This window comes from Streptomyces sp. 35G-GA-8 (assembly GCF_023534745.1).
Lineage (GTDB): Bacteria > Actinomycetota > Actinomycetes > Streptomycetales > Streptomycetaceae > Streptomyces.
On record NZ_JAMHJQ010000002.1, the window covers coordinates 98726 to 116530 of the forward strand.

Annotated in this window: 13 protein-coding genes; 8 read left to right on the plus strand and 5 right to left on the minus strand. The window is 72.6% G+C overall.

The window, feature by feature from the left end; all coding sequences use genetic code 11:
• The first annotated feature begins 8 nt into the window (after positions 1–8).
• The 7 genes from M1203_RS03565 (at position 9) to M1203_RS03595 (ending at position 12218) form a co-directional block, all read left to right on the plus strand.
• Positions 9–1262 carry a hypothetical protein gene (locus tag M1203_RS03565; protein ID WP_249948006.1) on the plus strand — a complete coding sequence of 418 codons (1254 nt, stop codon included), beginning with the start codon at positions 9–11 and terminating at the stop codon, positions 1260–1262.
• On the plus strand, positions 1259–4123 hold the full coding sequence (locus M1203_RS03570; RefSeq protein WP_249948007.1) for a hypothetical protein: 2865 nt from the start codon (positions 1259–1261) through the stop codon (positions 4121–4123). The genes M1203_RS03565 and M1203_RS03570 overlap by 4 nt, the downstream gene beginning before the upstream one ends.
• Positions 4120–5514, plus strand: coding sequence for a hypothetical protein (locus M1203_RS03575; protein WP_249948008.1), 1395 nt, complete (start codon positions 4120–4122; stop codon positions 5512–5514). Before M1203_RS03570 ends, M1203_RS03575 begins: the two co-directional genes overlap by 4 nt.
• A 64-nt stretch (positions 5515–5578) precedes the next feature.
• Entirely contained in the window at positions 5579–7468 is a 1890-nt protein-coding gene (locus M1203_RS03580) for a VWA domain-containing protein (RefSeq protein ID WP_249948009.1), read from the plus strand.
• Positions 7465–8154, plus strand: a complete 690-nt coding sequence (locus M1203_RS03585) for a 4Fe-4S single cluster domain-containing protein (RefSeq protein ID WP_249948010.1) — start codon at positions 7465–7467, stop codon at positions 8152–8154. Before M1203_RS03580 ends, M1203_RS03585 begins: the two co-directional genes overlap by 4 nt.
• A gap of 12 nt (positions 8155–8166) precedes the next feature.
• Positions 8167–9552, plus strand: a complete 1386-nt coding sequence (locus M1203_RS03590) for a hypothetical protein (protein ID WP_249948011.1) — start codon at positions 8167–8169, stop codon at positions 9550–9552.
• Positions 9549–12218, plus strand: a complete 2670-nt coding sequence (locus M1203_RS03595; protein WP_249948012.1) for an AAA family ATPase — start codon at positions 9549–9551, stop codon at positions 12216–12218. The genes M1203_RS03590 and M1203_RS03595 overlap by 4 nt, the downstream gene beginning before the upstream one ends.
• Positions 12219–12300: 82 nt before the next feature.
• On the opposite strand, the gene M1203_RS03600 is transcribed toward M1203_RS03595, so the two are convergent.
• Positions 12301–13278, minus strand: a complete 978-nt coding sequence (locus M1203_RS03600; protein ID WP_249948013.1) for a hypothetical protein — start codon at positions 13276–13278, stop codon at positions 12301–12303.
• 329 nt (positions 13279–13607) lie between these two features.
• Here M1203_RS03600 and M1203_RS03605 point away from each other — a divergent pair, with 329 nt between their 5' ends.
• Complete coding sequence (locus M1203_RS03605; protein ID WP_249948014.1) at positions 13608–13793, plus strand: hypothetical protein; 186 nt, start codon at positions 13608–13610, stop codon at positions 13791–13793.
• Positions 13794–13898: 105 nt separating this feature from the next.
• Here M1203_RS03605 and dhaK read toward each other — a convergent pair whose 3' ends face one another.
• The 4 genes from dhaK to M1203_RS03625 all read right to left on the minus strand — a co-directional run bounded on the left by dhaK (position 13899) and on the right by M1203_RS03625 (position 17429).
• Positions 13899–14894: a dihydroxyacetone kinase subunit DhaK gene (gene dhaK / locus M1203_RS03610; protein WP_249948015.1), complete on the minus strand. Its 996-nt coding sequence runs from the start codon at positions 14892–14894 to the stop codon at positions 13899–13901.
• A gap of 42 nt (positions 14895–14936) precedes the next feature.
• Positions 14937–15569: a dihydroxyacetone kinase subunit DhaL gene (gene dhaL / locus M1203_RS03615; RefSeq protein ID WP_249948016.1), complete on the minus strand. Its 633-nt coding sequence runs from the start codon at positions 15567–15569 to the stop codon at positions 14937–14939.
• Positions 15570–15714: 145 nt separating this feature from the next.
• Positions 15715–16566 (minus strand): HAD-IA family hydrolase, encoded by an 852-nt coding sequence (locus M1203_RS03620; RefSeq protein WP_249948017.1) that lies wholly within the window; start codon positions 16564–16566, stop codon positions 15715–15717.
• A gap of 2 nt (positions 16567–16568) precedes the next feature.
• Positions 16569–17429, minus strand: coding sequence for a class II fructose-bisphosphate aldolase (locus tag M1203_RS03625; RefSeq protein ID WP_249948018.1), 861 nt, complete (start codon positions 17427–17429; stop codon positions 16569–16571).
• Positions 17430–17805: the final 376 nt, after the last annotated feature.

The window sequence follows — 17805 nt, forward strand, 5'->3', positions numbered from 1 at the left end:
CCCACTCCATGACGACACCGACGCATCAACCCGACCCGGGCTCCGGGGACAACATGAACGGGGCCCGCTCCTCCGACGAGGGGCACTCCTCGAACGGGCACTCCCCGAACGGGCACTCCGACGCGAGCCGCAGCTGGCAGTCGCTCGGCGCCGCCGTACCTCCCTCCGTACCGCCTCCCCTCCCGCCTCCCCTGACGGCGTACGACCCGCTGCGGCCGGCCGCCCCCGACAACCACTCCGTGGCCGACCAGGTCAATCCACCGGTGCCCGTACCGCAGCTCCGGGGCGCCTCTCCCGGCGGTGTCAGGATCGGTGTGTGGGGAGCCTCCGGCTCCGGGAAGACGACGTTCCTGGGCGCCGTGCCGATCGCCGCGATTCAGCACCAGCGGCGCGGCCAGGTGAACTGGGTGGTCGCCGGCATGGACCCCTCCTCCACGGAGTTCCTGCACGAAAGCGTGGATCTGCTGGTGTCGGAGCAGCGGTTCCCGCAGGCGAGCCGGGCGCAGCGGGACCTCAGATGGTCGTTCTCCGGCGAGATACAGGGAGCACGGGGCTTCGGTACCCGCCCGATCACCTTCGCGCTCGAAGTGCTCGACCTCCCCGGGGAGGCGTTCAACCCCCGGTCCAACCAGGTCGGCGAGGAGCTGCACGACCGGGCCGTCACCCATCTGACGAACTGCGGCGGCCTTGTCTATCTGTTCGACCCGCTCCTGGACGCCAACCAGCAGACCACGAGCATCAATTACTTCTTCGGGATGGCCAGCCAGATCGCCGGCCGGGTGCGCGACGAGGGCCGGCTCCTCGCCAACGGCCGGCTGCCGCATCACGTCGCGGTGTGCATCACCAAATTCGACCACCCGGACGTCTTCGAACCGGCGCTGCGGGCCGGCTGGGTCACCCAGGAGCGTACGGGCGACATCCCGCGCGTCCCCGACCACCAGGCCCCGGCCTTCTTCGACTGGATGTGCGACAGCTTCCGCGGCGGCAGCGCCCGGCTGGTCCGTGACGCCCTCCGCAACTTCTTCCACTCCGACCGGATGTCGTACCACGCCAGCTCCGCCATCGGCTTCCGGCTCAACCCCTACAACCAGTTCGACTACCGCAGTTACGTCAATGTGGAGCCGGACGGCGGGCGCATCTGCAGCTCTCCGCCGATGCCGATCAACATCATCGAACCGCTGATGACCCTGGAGAAAGGTCTGCGGGACACAGCCGCCCGGCCGCCGCGCGGCGGCCGACTGCGGTGGGGGCGGCGGAGGTGAGCGGGCCGCCGAAGGGCCGCCCGGTGCGCGCCTCCTGGTCCCTCCAGGGCAAGGCACCGGGCCAGGTGGCCTACGACGTACAGGCGGGCAACGTGGACCCCCGGATCGCCCAGAAGTACTTCTGGGACGCGTCCACGGAGACGCCGCGCCCCGACCGCGCCCATGCCCCCGACGCACTGCCCTGGGTGGCGTTCCTCGGCGGCACCGAGGCCGGCGGGCCCGTGACCGGCCTGGTGGAGACCACCTGGTCGGGCGGGCGTGACGCCACCGGCCGGATCAGCTACTCGGCCCGGCTGCTGCTCCTCGACTGGCAGCCGACCAGCGGCGCGGGGCTCACCTGGACCTCGCTCTACAACGCCGCGCTGGACGCGGAGTGGCCGGCCATGAGCGCCGACGCCCCGCATCCCCCGCACCTCGCGCATCCCCCGCACATCGTTCTCGACGCGGCACCCGCCGATGTCGCGCAGCTGGCCCGGTACATCGACCAGGACATCCGGTTCGAGTGGGCCGCGCGGTGCGCCGCACTGCTCCTTGAGGGACGGCACGTGGCCATCACCCTCTCCCCCGAGCACGCGGGTCTGAACGCCGCCACCCGGGTCGCCGTGCTCGACGGGATCTGCGCTCTCCTGCCGTACGGCAGTCGCGCCTGGCTGTCCGCCGCGACCTGGGCCGGTCATGGCGCCGATCACGAGCTGCGGCTGACCTTCGCGCTGCGTCCCAGGGGAAATCAGTGCCATGCCGTACTCGCCGGGCAGCCGCCGCAGGAGCCCGGCTCACGTGAGGGCCGGGCCTATCTGGCGGAGCTGCTGCGGCTGCGGCGGAAGGTGGGCATCGAGACCTTGCTCACCCATCTGCTGTCCCATCGTGCCCCGCTGTCCCCGCTCGACGCCGAACAGGCGCTGCGGCACCTGCGGGACCTCGACCTCCGGTCGGTGGTGGTGGCGGACATCGACCGGGGTACCGGCCGGCTGGGCGATGTGTCCCGACTGCTGAGCCTGTACCCGTTGGACCGGCTGCCCGAGGGGGAGGCCGCCATGGTGGCCCGTCATCTGGCGCTCTCCACCCTGCCCGGTGGTCGCTCCGAGACGGAGCGCGAGCAGGCCCGGAGCCTGCTTCTGGAGCACTGGTCCCCACGGGTCGGCCGGGCGCTCGCGGACGAACTCAACTCCTGGCCCGTGGCGAGCCAGACCCTTCAGCGGGTGTGCGCCGTCCTCGATCTGGCGACCGCGGCGGGACCCCGGGACCGGCGGGCCCACGCCGTGGTCCTGGCCGGCTATCTCGACGGGGGCGCGGCGGCCGTTACGCCGGAGGGCCTGTCCTCGCGGAGTCAGAACCTGCACGCCCTGCGGCAGGGTCTGGACGAGGACACCGCCGCCGCCGTGCGCGATGTCTTCGTCCGCCGTCCGGAACTGACCCTGGCCTGGCTCGACTTCAACGCCGGGCGGAACACCCTGGACGACCTGATGGTCCGGGAACTGCTGCACGGGCCGGACACGGCGGGCGAACCGCGGCACGCACCGGACTGGCTGCGCGGCGCCGCCGCCCTGATCCACCACGGACCACCGGCTACCGCGCCCCTACCGGGCGTACCGGGCCTACCGGGCCTACCGGATCTCCCGACCTTCTCGACTCGCCCGACCGTCCCCGTCGACCGGGACGCACTCGACGCGTTCGCCGGAATCTCCACGACGGCCTGGCGCACCGGTCTGCGCCTGGCCTGCCACGCCCGTAACCCGGACGCGCTCTCCTGGCTTCACCCGGAGCTGTACGAGGTCGCGACGGGGCGGAGCGGCACCGACAGGGACCGGGAGTTCCTGCTCCACCAGATCGACATCCTCGTACCGAAGCGGCCCGGCCTCCCCGGAGCGCACGCCGCCTGGGCCGATCTGCTCCAGCTCCTTCTGCTCGGCCGGGGCATGCAACGGTCCCGCCTCATCGCGGACGACGGCGAAGCGGCCGTCGAGTACGCCGCCGTCCTGAGGCGGGAGGTGCCCCAACTGGGGCTGGGGAGCGGGAGAGAGGCCGCGCTGGCCTCGGGGCTGGTCGGCGAACGGCTCGACCAGATCCCCTACCGGGTGCTGTGGGAGCTGACGCGGCCTCAGGTCGAGTCCGCCAGAACCCGGAATGAGCCGACCCGGTCCCAGTCTGAGCCGACCCGACTCCAGGCTGAGCCGACCCGCCGTCCAAAGTCCTTGGGCCAGGGCGGTCCTGAGACCTGGGAGGGCCCGCTGCTCGACCGGATCGCCGAGCTGTTGGCCAACGCCGGGGACTGGATCACGCATGGCATGCCCGCGCAGTGGGAGCAGCGGCTGAGGACCCACCCCGGCCTCCAGTGGCTGGCCCACACCGCCGAGATCCGCCGGCTCGCGGCCACCCGTACCACCGTTCCCGAGACGCTGGGCGACGCCATCGTGCGGGCGAGCCCCAACTCCCGGTACGCCAGGAGCGCCCAGCAGACCGTCGAGTACCCCTCGGCCGTACTTGAGGCGATCACGCCCTGGCTCCACGACCACATGGGACGCGCCGACGCGGTCCATCGACTGGCCGGACACCTCAACCGGATCTCCCCGCAGCGTTTCCTCGGCGACCTGCTCTATTACTCCATCGCTCAGCCCCGGTTCGGCGAACTGGTCAGACAGCGGGTGCTGGAAGGCCACGAGGAGTTGAGGGACGGCGTCGAGCAGGCGATCAAACTCCTGCGCCAGAAGCCGTCCCGCCGACAGCCGACGGCGCCCGTGCCGACACCCGGCCGGCCGTACGGCGAACCGCCCCGCCCGGTACCCGGCTCCTACGCCGAGCCCGAGCAGAGCACACCATCCGTGCTGCCCTGGTGGCGGCGCCTAGGGGGTGACCGCGCGTGAACTCGCCATACGCCCACGCTCACGCGCCTGCCCACACCCTCGCGCTCGACATCGGCGTCCGCTACGCGCGGCTCGCCGTCGCACGGCCCGGCGCCGGGCCGCCGTGCCCGGTGTCGCTGCCCGGTGACATACCGGGCGAGGGACTGCCGCTCTCCGCCGCCACGCGCGGTCGGCCGGTCGACGCGCTGCGCGAGGCGTACGGCGCCTACCTCGCCCGGTACGGTCCGCCCGCCGGGGCCGTCGTGGTCCTGCCGCGCCGCAGCGCACGCGAGTTGGCCGGGCCCGCGACGGCCGCCCTCACGGCGGACGGCTGTCCACGGGCCCGCGCGATCGGCACCGCGCACGCCCTGCTCGCCCTCGTCCGGCACACCGCGGGCGGGACGGCCGACGCCGGGGAGTATCTGGTGTGCGATGTCGGGGCGCGCGCCGTCGACGCCGCGCGCTGCACGCTGGCCGGCTCCTCGGTACTCCTTCGCGCCACCGCCGAGGCGACAGGACCGAGTGGCGTGCTGGGAGCGGCACTTGACGCGGCCCTCCTCGCCGCCGCGGGTCTGTCCGACGACGAGGAAGGGCATCGCGCTCTTGCGGCCGTGCGCCGGGACGACCCCGGCGGGCGCCGCTTGGGGCTCTCCGTGGCCCAGGCGGTGAGTCGCCCCGACCCCTTCGACGACACCGTGGTCTACCGCGTGGCCGACCGGGACGTCACCGCGGGGACCGTTCGGACGTCTCTTCTCCCGCTGGTCGACGCGGTACGCCGGGCCCTGTCCGAGATCGCCGCGCCGCCGGGCGCCACCCGGCCGCTCCCGCTGCTGCTCACCGGAGGTCTGGCCCGACTCCGGCCGCTCATGGAGCGGTTGGGGGAGAGTCATCGGCTGCTTCCGCTGCCCCCGGAGGTGGATCCCGGGTACGCGGCGGCGGCCGGTGGCGCGCTGGTGGCCGCCGGGCTGGCGGACCCGGGTGACCGCTACCCGTACGCCATTCGTATCCGCACCCACAGCCGTACGGCCGGGCGGCTGCGCACCGAGGAGCTTCAACTGTCCGCCCCCGGTGCCCTGGAGCCGGGCGGCGACACCGTGTTCGCCGTACGGGCGGGCCGGCCGGCCGAGGTGCTTCCCGACGCGGCGGCCAGGCGCCCCCTGCGGGTCGAGGCCGTAGGCCCCGACGGCCGCCCCGTGCCGCTGCCGGACATCACGCTGCCCACCGGCACGCCGGACGGGCTCTGCCGGGTCGGGGTCCGGGTCTGCGAGGACGGGGCGGCGGCCCTTGTGCTGCGCCCGGTCGCGGTTGACCTGGTCGCGAATGGGCCGGTCGCGAATGGGCCGGTCGCGAATGGCCCGGACACCGAGACCCGCGTACCGCTCGGCCCCCTGCCCGTCCCACCCGAAACCTGATCCGTCCCACCGCCCCTGACCAGACCGTCCCTGACAGGTGCCGCGCCCGAGGAGCCCTCACGTGATGAACAAGCCGCCGTCGCAACCGAGATCGGGACGCGCGCGCGTCCACGCCGTCCACCGCGCCATCGCCTCGCTCGCCGCCCTGGTGCTCACGGCCTTGGCCACCACAGCGGCCGGGTCGCCCGCGGCCGGGGTTCCCGCGACCGGGTCGCCCGCGGCCGGGACTCCTGCGGCCGGGACTCCTGCGGCCGGGACTCCTGCGGCCGGATCGGAGCCCGGCCGCACCGAGATATACGCCGAACTCGGCCTGGACGAACTCCCCGCCGATTACGTCATCTTGGTGGATGTCTCCGGCTCGATGCTGAGCAAGGGGCGGTACGCCTCGGTCAGGTCGGCGCTGCTGCCGTTCCTGAAGAGCCTGTCGCCACAGGACTACGTCGCCCTGTTCACCTTCGGGAACAAGGCCGAGACCGTCTACCTGGGCCGCCCGTCCGACCCGGCGGGCATCATCGACAAGCTGCCCGCCCGCGCCGGTCCCTCCGGCGTGCGCACCGACATCGGCGCCGCCCTGGACCGTGGCCTGGCCGAGCTGGAGCGGCCGGGCGCCGCCGAGGTCGGCTCCGTGGTGATGTTCACCGACGGCAAGCACGAGCCTGCGAAGGGCTCCCGGTACCCCAAGGCCGACGGGCCGGCCTGGGACGCGCTGCGGGACCGGGGCGCCGAACTGGCCGGCGGACGCGAACTGGCCGCCTACTCACTGCCGTTGGCGACCGACGAGTCCGGCACCGCGCAGCTGGCCCGCGTCGTTCCGAAGACGACCGAGCTGCGGCCGGAGTCCGTGCAGGACCTCGCCGAATATCTCGGCCGGGCCGCCGAGCGGTCCCGGGCGCGCAAGGCCGCGCGGCTGGTCGCGCAGGACGCGGGCAAGGGCGTCACCGCCACGTGGTCGCCCGCCGGGACGCTCGACCTGGGCAGCGGCGGGGCGGCGGCCACGCTGACGCTGACCGCCACGACCGCGCGGGTGCCGCTGACCGTGACCGGCCTCAAGGCGACCCTGAACGGACAGCCGCTCACCGTCACCGGCCTGCCGGACCGGGTGTCCCTGGAGCCGGGCGCGGCACGGCGGTTCGCCGTCCAGGTGCGGGGCGAGCCCGACGCCGGCGCGCTGCCGATCCGGCGGACCTGGGAGTCCGAGGTCGGTCTCACCGTGCACGGCGAGGTCACGACGCCCTGGGCGGCCACCCTCGACGACGTCACGTTCACGGTGCCGACGGCGGTGGACGGACCGGACAGGGGTCCCCGGCTGCGGGCCGAGGTCGGCTCGCCGCTGGCCCTGCCGCTGCTGATCGGTGTCCCGGTGGCGGCCCTCCTCGCGGCCCTGCTGCTCTGGGTGCGCCGTAACCGGGCGGTCCTGAGCGGCGTGCTGGTGCTGTCCCCGGCCTCGGTGCCGGCCTCGGCCCTGGGCGGCGGCCCGGAGGAGCATGTCGTCCTGCGCGGGCGGCGGTTGGCTCTCGCGCCGCACCGGATCGGGGGCAGCGGCAGCGTGCACGGCCGCCGGTTCCGGACGGAGGACGGCCGTCGCGGGATCGCCCTGCACCTCCGCTACAGCCCGGACGGCACCCCGGCCCGGAGCGCGAACGCCGTCTGCCGGCCGGGCGACGGAGTGGTGATCAACGGCATCGCCTTCACCTACCGGCCGGACCCCGGCGGGCAGCCCGGGGCGCCGGCCGTACCGGAAGCCGGTGCCGGTGCTGGTGCTGGTGCTGGTGCTGGTGCTGGTGCCGGGGGGCCGGCCGGCCCCGCGCCGATCCCGCGCCCCGGATCACTTCCGCCGAGCGGGAACGGGCCCTGGCGCGGCGGCCCGCCACCGCCCGCGCGGCCACCACTCCCGCCCGCGCGACCGCCCGTGATACGCGACCGGCCCACGCCCTCCGAATCGGACCTGCCATGACCGGCCAGGACCTCAACGTCGCCGCCACCCGGGTCGGCACCCACGCCCTGGGCCCCGGGCGACGGTCGGTGGTATGGGTGCAGGGCTGCCCGTTCCGTTGCGCGGGGTGTCTCGCACCGGAGTGGATCCCGGACCGCCCGGCCCGGCGCCTGGCCCCCTCGGAGCTGGCCGACGAACTGCTCGCCGACCCCGCCGTGACGGGTCTGACGCTCTCCGGCGGCGAGCCGATGGCCCAGGCCGCCGGGCTTGCCGCGCTGGTCCGCGAGGCCCGCGCACGGCGCGACCTCTCGGTGATCTGCTTCACGGGCTACCGCCTGGAACGGCTGCGCGCCCGGCCGCCCGCTCCGGAGGTCACCGAACTCGTCGGTCTCCTCGATGTGTTGATCGACGGCCTATACGTCGCCCGGCTGGACGACGGCAAGGGGCTGCGAGGCAGCGGCAACCAGCGCGTCCACCACCTCACGCCCCGGCTCGCCGGCGGCGGATACGACTTCACCGGCGGGCCGCGTACCGCCGAGATCACGGTGGACGGACCCACCGCCCTGCTGGTCGGGGTACCGCCCCCGGGGCTGCTCGCGGCCTTCGACTCCGCCGTGGAGGAAGTCCGTTCGAGGCCGACGCCCAACCAGTGCGACACCGCCCAACCAGTGCGACACCGACCAACCAGTGAACACCCGACCAGGTGAGGACGACTGACCATGAGCGGCAAGAAGCGCATCCTGGTGGACGAGACAGAGTGGTACCGGGCCCAGCGCGCGGCCCAGAACCTCAGGCAGGTCCGGCGCGACGTTCCCCGGCTCCTTGACGAGGTACGGCGGCGGACCGAGGCCGATCAGGCCCGTACCCGCGCCGAGTTGGAGGAGCGCGCCCGCCGGACGGAGCAGGCGCTCTCCGGCCTCTCGGCGCAGACCCGGCGACTTGAGCAGGACACCGGCCGCAGGCTGCGCGAGCAGTCAGAGCGCCTGCACAAGGATCTGCGCGACACCACGGACCGGCTCGAACGCGACACCCGTACCGCGCTCGACGAACACCGCGCGGCCCTGGAGCGTGAGCTGGCCGCCGAACGCGACCAGCGCCACCGCGACATCGCCGGTCTCACCGGCCGCCTCGACGAGCTCGCCGGGAACCGCGAGCGCGCCGCGACCGCCACTCAGGGCTGGCTCGCCGACGGCGTCACGATGTCCGAATTCATCGCCACCACCCTGCCGCACGAACGACACGCCCCCGGCAGGCTCGACCGGCTCCGGCTGGACCTCGACACCGCGCGGCGGAACAGCGACATCGGCCACTACGAGGCCGCGCTCTCGCTCGCGCAGCGCGCCTACCTCGACCTCAGCGAACTGCGCCTCGACATCGAGCACCGGGAGCTGGAACGCCGGCTCGCCGCGACCGCGGCCACCGACGCACTGGTCCTGGTGGAGACACTGATCACCGAGAACGAGATCAGGCCGGTCATGGGTCCCGACGGACAGCCGCTGCCCGGTGTGGAACTCGACGTGGACCACTGGTCGGAGGGCGAGCTCAAGGAGTTGCGCGAGCAGGTGGCCGAGCGGCTTTCCCGGGCGAGGGACGACGCCACGACCGCCGCCGCGCAGCGCGAACTGACGGCCGAGGCGGCGGACTTGGAGCAGCGGCTCGGCGAACTCGTCGACCGGGCCGGTATGCGGCAGCTCGCCTCCCAGCTCCGCGTGAACCTCGCCGACTCGGTGGCCGAGACGCTGTCCCGTATCGGCGCCTACGAGCTGGCGGACGGCGAGTACCAGGACGAGGACGAGCGCCGCTCGTACCACGCGGTCCTTCAGCACGCGAACGGCAACAAGATCGTGGTGCAGGTCCTGCCCGCGCCGGACGAGGAGACCGGGCAGGTGATGCGGGTCCTCTCGTACGACTACGACACGGTCGCGGAACGCGAGATCAGGGACCGGGCCGAGGCGGTGCGGCAGGCGCTCCAGGAGGACGGGCACCCGACCGGTCCCCTGGAGTCGGAGCTCGGTGTCCCGGAGCCGGAGGCCCCCGACCTGAACCGGTTCCGGCGGCACCGCGCCCAGCCGGGCAGCCGCACCGCGCCCGGCGGCTCCTCATGACCGGCCGGCTCGGTTCCCGCTTCGCCGATCTGCGGCTGAGTATCGGCGAGCCGTTCACCGTGCTGTACGGGCCCGGCGTGGACGACACCTTCGTCGGCGCCGACTACCAGGAAAGGAATCTGGACGCCGCGCTGTGGCATCTGCTGCGCGCCGAGTCCTGCGCGTATGTGGCGTTCAGCTCCCAGCGCCGGCCGCTGTACTTCCTGGACCCGGACTCCGAGGCGCGGTCCCGGCCCGGATCGGAGGAGTCGGCGGGATCGGGAGGATCGGGAGGATCGGGTGGATCGGCGGGGTCGGATGGATCAGCGGGACCTGGGGGATCCGCGGGACCGGCGGGATCCGCGGGACCGGGCCTGATGCGCCATCCCCGCCTGCGCGGCCCGCTCGGCCGGCTGGTGGTACGCCCGCCCGCCGGGGCGCGGAACGCCGCGCCCGCCGGTGAGCGCACCGCCGCGCCCACCGAGCCAGGCCCGCCGCGTACCCTCTCCGACCCCTTCACCGTCATGACCCTGTCCGGATATCTGGCGGACCCCCCGCGCCGCACGGCCGTGGTGTTCACGGACGCGGAGAGCACCCTGCGGCACACCGACGCCACGCGCCCCCTGGACACCTTCTTCGGCGACTGGGCCCGGCACGGCGACTACGACCACCCGATCGTCCTGGTCTTCGCGCGCGAGACGTTCGGCGACTGTGTGGAGTACGTCGAATCGCTGCGCGGCTACCCCGGCCTGGCCGCCCGGCTGCGTCGGCAGGGTGCGCCGTCCGCCCGTATCGGCTACCCGGACGAGGCCGAACTGCACTGCCTCGTACAGCGGTTGCGACTGCGCCATGGACTCCGTATCGGCAGCTGGCGCGAACTGGACTCCGTGGTACGGGCGATGGCGGCCCAGCCGCTCACCGTGAAGAACTGGCGCAGCAACCTGCTGTCCCTCGGCGACACCCCGCTCAGCGGCAAGGAACTGGCCGAGCGTGGCTGGCTCCCCCGCTCGGCCGGACAACGGTCGGGGGCGCTCGCGAGCAAGAACACGCAGTCGGCAGAAGAGCAGTTGAACGACCTGCCCGGCCTGGAACCCGTGAAGAAGCACCTCAGAGAACTGCGCAGGCGGGTGGTCAACGAACAGCTGCTGCGCGCGGAGGGGCGCGGTTTGGACGCGGAAAGGGGCTCCCCCCACCTGCTGTTCGCCGGTCCGCCGGGTACCGGGAAGACCACGGTGGCCCGGCTCGTCGGCGAGATGTATCGGGAGATGGGTGTGCTGAGCCACGGTCATGTGGTGGAGGCACGGCTCGACGACATGATCGCGGGTTACGTCGGACAGACCGCCGAACAGGCCAACGGCGTAATGGACCAGGCCATGAACGGGGTGCTGTTCCTCGACGAGGTGCACGGCCTGAGCAGCGAGAACGGCAGCTTCGACCGGGACGTCGTGCGGCCTCTGCTCACCCGGCTGGAGAACGACCGGGACCGGTTCGTGGTGATCGCGGCCGGATACCCGGACAAGATCGATGAGTTCCTCGCCTCCGACCACGGCTTCCCCCGCCGGTTCGGCCATCGCATCGACTTCCCCGACTACCCGCCGGACGTCCTGCACACCATCCTGCTGCGGTACTTGGCGACAAGCGGCCTGGACTGGGACGAGACGGTGGCCGATCAGCTGCTCCGGGTCGTCACCGAGCTGTACGCCACGCGCCGCCCCGACTTCGGCAACGCCGGCACCATGCGTGAGCTCAGCGGCAAGATCTTCACCTGCTGGGCCAACCGGGTCGGAGAGGACATCAAGCAGCCGCTCAGCGTCGAGGACCTGCCGGAGGAGTACCGCGGCCTGCTGCCCCCGCCCGTGCCCGCACACGGCGACGGCGCCCTGCTGGCCGAGCTGGACCACATGGTCGGCCTCGCCTCGGTGCGTGAGGCGATCACCGGCCTGGCCGACCGTATCCGGCTGCGCCAGGCTCGGGGCAGAGCCGTGCCCGCTCCCCCGAACACACTGTTCACGGGGCCGCCCGGAACCGGCAAGACCTCCGTGGCACGGGCCGTCGGCACGATGCTCCGCGGCCTCGGACTGCTGCGCCGGGGCCATGTCGTCGAGGTCACCCGCGCCGACCTGGTCGGCGAGTACGTCGGTCACACCGCGCCCCGGGTCCGCGCGGCCGTGCATGAGGCCCTTGACGGGGTGCTTTTCATCGACGAGGCGTACAGCCTCACCGCCGGCTCCGCCATCCATGGCGCGGACTTCGGCAAGGAGGCCATCGACACTCTCGTCCGGGAGATGGAGCACTGGAACGACCGGCTCGTGGTGATCGCCGCGGGGTACTCGCGCGAAATGGACGAGTTCCTACGCGCCAACAGCGGCCTGCCCTCCCGCTTCGAGCTGCGCGTGGAGTTCCCGTCGTACAGCACCGAGGAGCTTGTCGAGGTGCTGCGCCGGACCGCCGAGGCCGAGGGTTTCACTCTCGCACCGGAGGTCGCCGAGCGGGGTGGGCGCTGGCTCGACGCCCGGCGGCGTAACGATCCCACCGGCTTCGGCAACGCCCGCGAGGTACGTGGTCTGCTCGCCGCCATGGAGGCCCGCCTCTCCCGCCGCCTCGGAAGCGGCCGGGCCGGGACCGTCCCTACCGCCACCGACTACTCCACGTTCACCGTCGACGACGTCCCCGCCCCTGGAGACTGATCGGGCCCGGCAGGGCGACCTGCCGGGCCCGACCTCCCTGGTCCGCCTGGATACCGGACCTGCTCGCCGCCCCGGCGCGTCCCTAATCCAGCGCCGCGCGGAGCACCCGATCGATCTCGGCCAGGTGGCGTTCCACCTCGGCGGCGTCCGCGCGCGCCCGCTCCAGCGCCGTCCCGTCCGCCGTCCCGTCCGTCGTCCCGTCCCTGGCGAGCCGTTCTCCGCGACCGTCCCCGGCCTCGTCGCCGTCGACGCGGCGCCGCGCGGACAGCGCCTCCGCCAGCTCCCGGTCCGCCCGCGCATAGCGCCTCAGCTCCGGAATCCGCTCCCCGAGCTCGGCGCGGACCGCATCGAGGCGCTGTCGCAGCGTATCCAGCTCGGAGGTGGTTCTGGCCAGCTCCCGTTCCTCGGCGGCAAGCCGCTCACCGCTCTCCTCTGCCCGGTGCAGCGCCTCACGGACGCGCGGCCCGAGCGCGTCCAACTGGTCCTCGCTGAGCCGCACCAATGTGCCGCAGTCCGCGGCCAGAGTCCGCTCGGCGGAGTCGTCCCGCCCGCGCAGGGCCTTCAGACGTTCGTCCACCACCCGTTGCTGTCCGCTCAGCGCGTCCAGCGCGTCCACCAGGCGTTCGAGCCGGCGCAGCTCCGCGATCCGCTCCCGCAACTCGGCGTGGTCCGCGAGACGTTGACGCAGGTCGTCCTCGGCGGCGGCAAGCCGCTCCAGGGCCGCCCGATCGTCGCGCAACCGCTCGTGGAGCGAGGTGAGCTCCGCCAGCCGCTTGTCCAGCTGCTCCGCCAACCGCTGACCGGGCCGGGCGTTCGCCACGAGGCGCGGCGCCTCGGCGGTCAGCGTCGGCAGCTCCTCCAGCGCGTCGAACAAGCCGAACAGTCCCTCAAGCGCGGCGACGCCATCGCCGTCACGTGCCTCCGCGAGGGCCGCCGCGGCCCACTTGAGCGAGGCCCCCAGCGCCGAAAGGGCCGCTGGGGCTCCGGCACCGTCCGTGAGCGCACCGCGCAGTTCCTGACGGGCCCGCCCACCCGGGGACATGTCGTCCGCGACCGTCATCCGCACCCCCCGATTCCCTGTTCACACCGCCGTCCGAGGCAGCGTAGCGCCGAAGTCCCCGCCGGTATCGGCACTTGCCGGGCCTGGCTCCACGCGTCCTGTCGATGGCGCGAACACCTCCCCCTTCACGCCCGAACACGCCTGCGGGAAGGGAGCGTTCGGACCTGGCCGCGCCCCCCCAGCGGGGACCGGGCCGTCGCCGGGTGTGTGGACGACGGCGGAGGGGGAATCGTGAGTGAACCGGCACGGTTCGAGGTGCCGGAGGGCTCCGAACGATCGTGGAGGTCGCCGATGATGCCCGCCCCGCCCAGGAAGGAGCCCCCGTACCCGTGCCCCATCCCGTGGAACCCGTCCTGACCGCAAGAGTGTTGGCCCTGCTCGGCGATGTCGCCGCTGCCGAGCTGCAGCCGCGCGAGGCCCGCCACTGGTATCGCCGCGCCCTGGACGCCCCCGACAGCGGCGAGGCGCACGACCACGCCCGCGCGGCCCTCGGAACCGCCCCGGCCACGTCCTGAGGCATGACGTGCGGTGCGCCGGTCCGCTCCTCCCTCCTCGTGTGTGCTCGGCGCGCTCCACGTACTCGGAGTGCTCGGAGCACTCGGAGTACTCGGAGTACTCGCTCAGAACACCCGAATCGGGATCTCCGCGGGGTCGGTGAGCAGGTCGTGGATCTCGTCGTCCAGCCGGACCAGGGTCACGGAGGCGCCGGCCATGTCGAGCGAGGTGCAGTACTCGCCCACGTAGCTGCGCCCGACCTCGATGCCGCGCTCGGCCAGCTGCTTGTGGGCCAGGCCGTACACCAGATACAGCTCGCCGATCGGTGTGCCGCCGAGGCCGTTCACCATCAGTGCGACACGGTCACCGGAGGAGAACGGCAGATCGTCCACGACCGCGCTGACGAGCTCGCGCACCATCGCGTCCGCCGAGCGCAGCTTCTCGCGCTTCCTGCCCGGTTCGCCGTGGATGCCCACGCCCATCTCGACGGAGTCGTCGGGCAGATCGAACAGCGGCGAACCCTTCGCCGGCGGCGTGCACGCGGTGAGCGCCATGCCCATGGTGCGGGTGACGGAGTTGACCTTCTCCCCGATCCGGTACACCTCGTCAAGGTCCGCGCCCCGCTCGGCGGCGGCGCCGACGGCCTTCATCACGAAGAAGTTGCCGGCCACCCCGCGCCGGCCGACGGTGTACGTCGAGTCCTGTACGGCCACGTCGTCATCGATGAAGAGGGTACGGACGGTCACCCCGTCGGCCTCCGAAAGCTCCTCGGCCATCTCGAACGCCATCCGGTCCCCGGTGTAGTTGTTGACCAGCAGCAGCACACCCTTCGGGGAGGCGACCAGCTTGACCGTCTCGTAGACGAAGTCGGCGGGCGGCGCGGCGAACACATCGCCGGGACAGGCGGCGTCGAGCATCCCCTTGCCGACGGACATCACATGGGCCGGCTCGTGCCCGGATCCGGACCCCTGCACAAGGGAGACCTTGTTCTCCTGGGGGGTGTCGGCGCGCATGATCAGGTTGTACTCGGGCACGTACGTCAGCGTGTCGGGGTTGGCCAGGGCCAGTCCCTCCAACATCTCCGCGACGTAGTCCTTCGGGTCGTTGACGAACTTCTTCATGCCGTAACTCCTCGTGGTCCTGCCGGTCCCGGTTGCCTGCCGTCACTCGCGTACGTCCCACTCGGCGGCGACGCGCTCCGCCATGACCGCGATGGCCACCGCGCCCGGGTCCGGCGAACCGATGCTGCGCTCGCCGGTGTAGCTCTGGCGTCCGCGTCTGGCCCGCATGGGTGCGGTCGCGTCCGCCGCGGCGCGGGCGGTCGTGGCGGCGAGGGCGGCCAACTCCGCACCGCCGGGGGCCGGTTCTCCGGCGGCCGGTTCGCCGACGGCCGGCTCAGCGGCGGCCGGCCGCTGCTCCAGCCGCTGCTCCAGTGCGTCGGTCATCGGGATCAGGGCGTCCAGCAGCGTCTTGTCACCGAGGTCCGACTTGCCGCGCGCCTTGATCCCCTCGGCGGCGGCCCGCAGCATGGCCACCGCGTCGGCGGCGTTCAGCTCCTGCCGGTCCTTCACGGCCCCGGCGGCCCGCAGGAAGGCGGTGCCCCACAGCGGGCCCGAGGTGCCGCCCACCCGCTTGGAGATCACCAGAGCGACCTTCTTCAGGAATTCGGCCGGCGAGTCCGAGGCGAGGGCGTCCCAGTCGCTGAGCACGATCTCGAAGCCGCGGGCGAGCGAGTACCCGAAATCCCCGTCGCCCGCGACGGCGTCGAGGTCCCCGAAGGCTCGCTCGTTGTCCACGGCTGTCCGGGCGATGGACCAGACGACGAAGGTGAGGTCGGCGGCGGACGTCGATGACGACGGCGAGGGCGAGGGCGAGGGCGACGATGGCGATGGCGATGGCGATGGCGATGGCGATGGCATGACTCTCCTGACTGCCGCGACGTCAGTGCGGTCGGGGACGGGGTCGGGCGGGGCCGTCCCCGAGCGGATCGGGTGTGGTGGGGTCCGAGTCGCCACCACCGGCGCTGAGGAGGACGGCCAGATCCGCGAGCACCACATAACGCCCCGGGCGGACGCCGAGCGGATCGCTCAGCACCCGTGTGACGGTCTCCTCCGGCGGCGGGTCACCGAGCGAGGTGACCACCAGGGAGGCCCCGGTGAAGTCCTCCTCGCCGGTGTAGGCGCTGGTCGTGACCGCGCAGGCGAGCCCGGCGCCGAGGGCGGCCAGCATCCCGTTACGGCTGTCCTCGATCGCGACGACGTCCACGGGATCCAGGCCGAGCCCGCGCACGGCGAAGGCGTAGATGTCCGGCGCGGGCTTCTTCCGCTGGACCACGTCCCCGGCGAAAACGCTGAAGCGGGCGGCCAGTTCCGGCCCCATGGCGAGTTCGAGCACGCTGCGGACGGACGCCTCCGCGGAGGTGGAGGCGACCGCGAGCGTCCACCCGGCCGAATGCGCCGCCGCGGCGACCCGGCGCACGCCGGGCCGGGGCGGAATGCTTCCGCCCCGGATGATCCCCGTATAGATCTCGGTCTTGCGCCGGTGCCAGCCGGCCAGCCGCTCATCGAGCGCGGCCGGGTCGGAGGGCAGACCGGCGGCGGCGACGAAGTCGGGGGTCAGCAGCGTCCGCATCCGCTCCTTGCCGCCGCCGACCTTCACTTTCTCCGCGTACTCCGCGTCGCTCCACCGCACAGGCAGACCGAACTCCTCGAACGTCTTGTTGAAGGCGGGCAGATGCCCGTCGCGTTCGGTGTCGGCGAGGACACCGTCGCAGTCGAAGATGAGCGCGGCCACGGCTAGCCCGCCCGTCCGGCGCTGCCGAAGAGCCTCATCAGCGAACCGGCCAACTCGACGACGTCCTGACGTACGGCCCGGAAGAGCGACGGCGGATCCCACTTCTGCCGCTCCGCCGCCGTCCGCAGGAAGGTCAGGTTCGACTTCATGTACGTCTCCTTGAGGGCCGTCGAGATATTGACCTTCGCGCACCCCCGGGAGATCAGGTCGTGGAACTGCTCGTCGGACAGCCCACTGCCGCCGTGCAGCGCGATCGGCACCGGATACGCCGCCACGAGATCGGACACACGCTGAGCATCGAGCACCGGCGCCCGCTTGTACGACCCGTGTGCGTTCCCGATCGCCGGTGCGAAGACATCGACCTGCGTGGTCCGCAGAAACTCCAGCGCGACCGCGAGACTCTGCTGCTCGGCGGCGGCGTCACTGCCCACGTCGTCCTCCACGCCGGTGATCGACTCGATCTCCCCCTCAACGGCGGCCCCGTACGCGCGTGCCTCGGCGACGACCTCGACGGTCTGCCGCATGTTCTCCTCGACGGGCAGCTTGGAGGCGTCGAAGAGCACCGAGTTCCAGCCCCGCCGCAGACACTCGGTGATGACCTCGCGTTCCGGACAGTGATCGAGGTGCAGGGTGACGGGCACCTCGATGCCGGCGGTCATCGAGGTCCACATGGCATAGAGGACATCGCTTCCGATGGACCTGACCGTCTTCACGGACGTCTGCACGATCAACGGCGACGCGTTCTCCACGGCGGCCGCCAGCACGGCCTCCAGCGTGAGGTCGTTGAACACATTGATGGCCGGCACGGCGTAGCGCTCGTCGAAAGGCTTGACGAGGATCTCGGTCAGCGGTGTCACACCCACGACGCCTCCACGTCTCCGCCCCCGCTCTCCCACCCCCCATTCCACGCCCCCACCCCGCCCCCCGCCACTCGTACCGGGACCCCGGCCACGACGAAGGGGCCGCCCCCAACCGGGACCGACCCCATGTGACCTGCACGTTCACCAAACCACTGCGCGGCCACCACGGCGCGCACTACACGTTGAAGCGGCCGCTTCACCCGGCCCGACCGCCTCCGGTACCAGTGGTCCACCCCCGCCTCCGCCCCCGGCCGACCCACGCTGCTGGATCGACGAGCGCTGCGACTTCATGAACGACTGACCCCGCCCGCCGATGCTTTTGTCCCGATTGTGGTCGACCTTATTCATCCCAAGGAACAGAGGGGGAGCAACGGAGAAC

Excerpts from the sequence above, each read along its gene's own strand:
- M1203_RS03565 (WP_249948006.1), top strand. The coding sequence starts at position 9 with ATGACGACACCGACGCATCAACCCGACCCGGGCTCCGGGGACAACATG.
- M1203_RS03580 (WP_249948009.1), top strand. The coding sequence starts at position 5,579 with ATGAACAAGCCGCCGTCGCAACCGAGATCGGGACGCGCGCGCGTCCAC.
- M1203_RS03585 (WP_249948010.1), top strand. The coding sequence starts at position 7,465 with ATGACCGGCCAGGACCTCAACGTCGCCGCCACCCGGGTCGGCACCCAC.
- M1203_RS03590 (WP_249948011.1), top strand. The coding sequence starts at position 8,167 with ATGAGCGGCAAGAAGCGCATCCTGGTGGACGAGACAGAGTGGTACCGG.
- M1203_RS03595 (WP_249948012.1), top strand. The coding sequence starts at position 9,549 with ATGACCGGCCGGCTCGGTTCCCGCTTCGCCGATCTGCGGCTGAGTATC.
- M1203_RS03600 (WP_249948013.1), bottom strand. The coding sequence starts at position 13,278 with ATGACGGTCGCGGACGACATGTCCCCGGGTGGGCGGGCCCGTCAGGAA.
- dhaK (WP_249948015.1), bottom strand. The coding sequence starts at position 14,894 with ATGAAGAAGTTCGTCAACGACCCGAAGGACTACGTCGCGGAGATGTTG.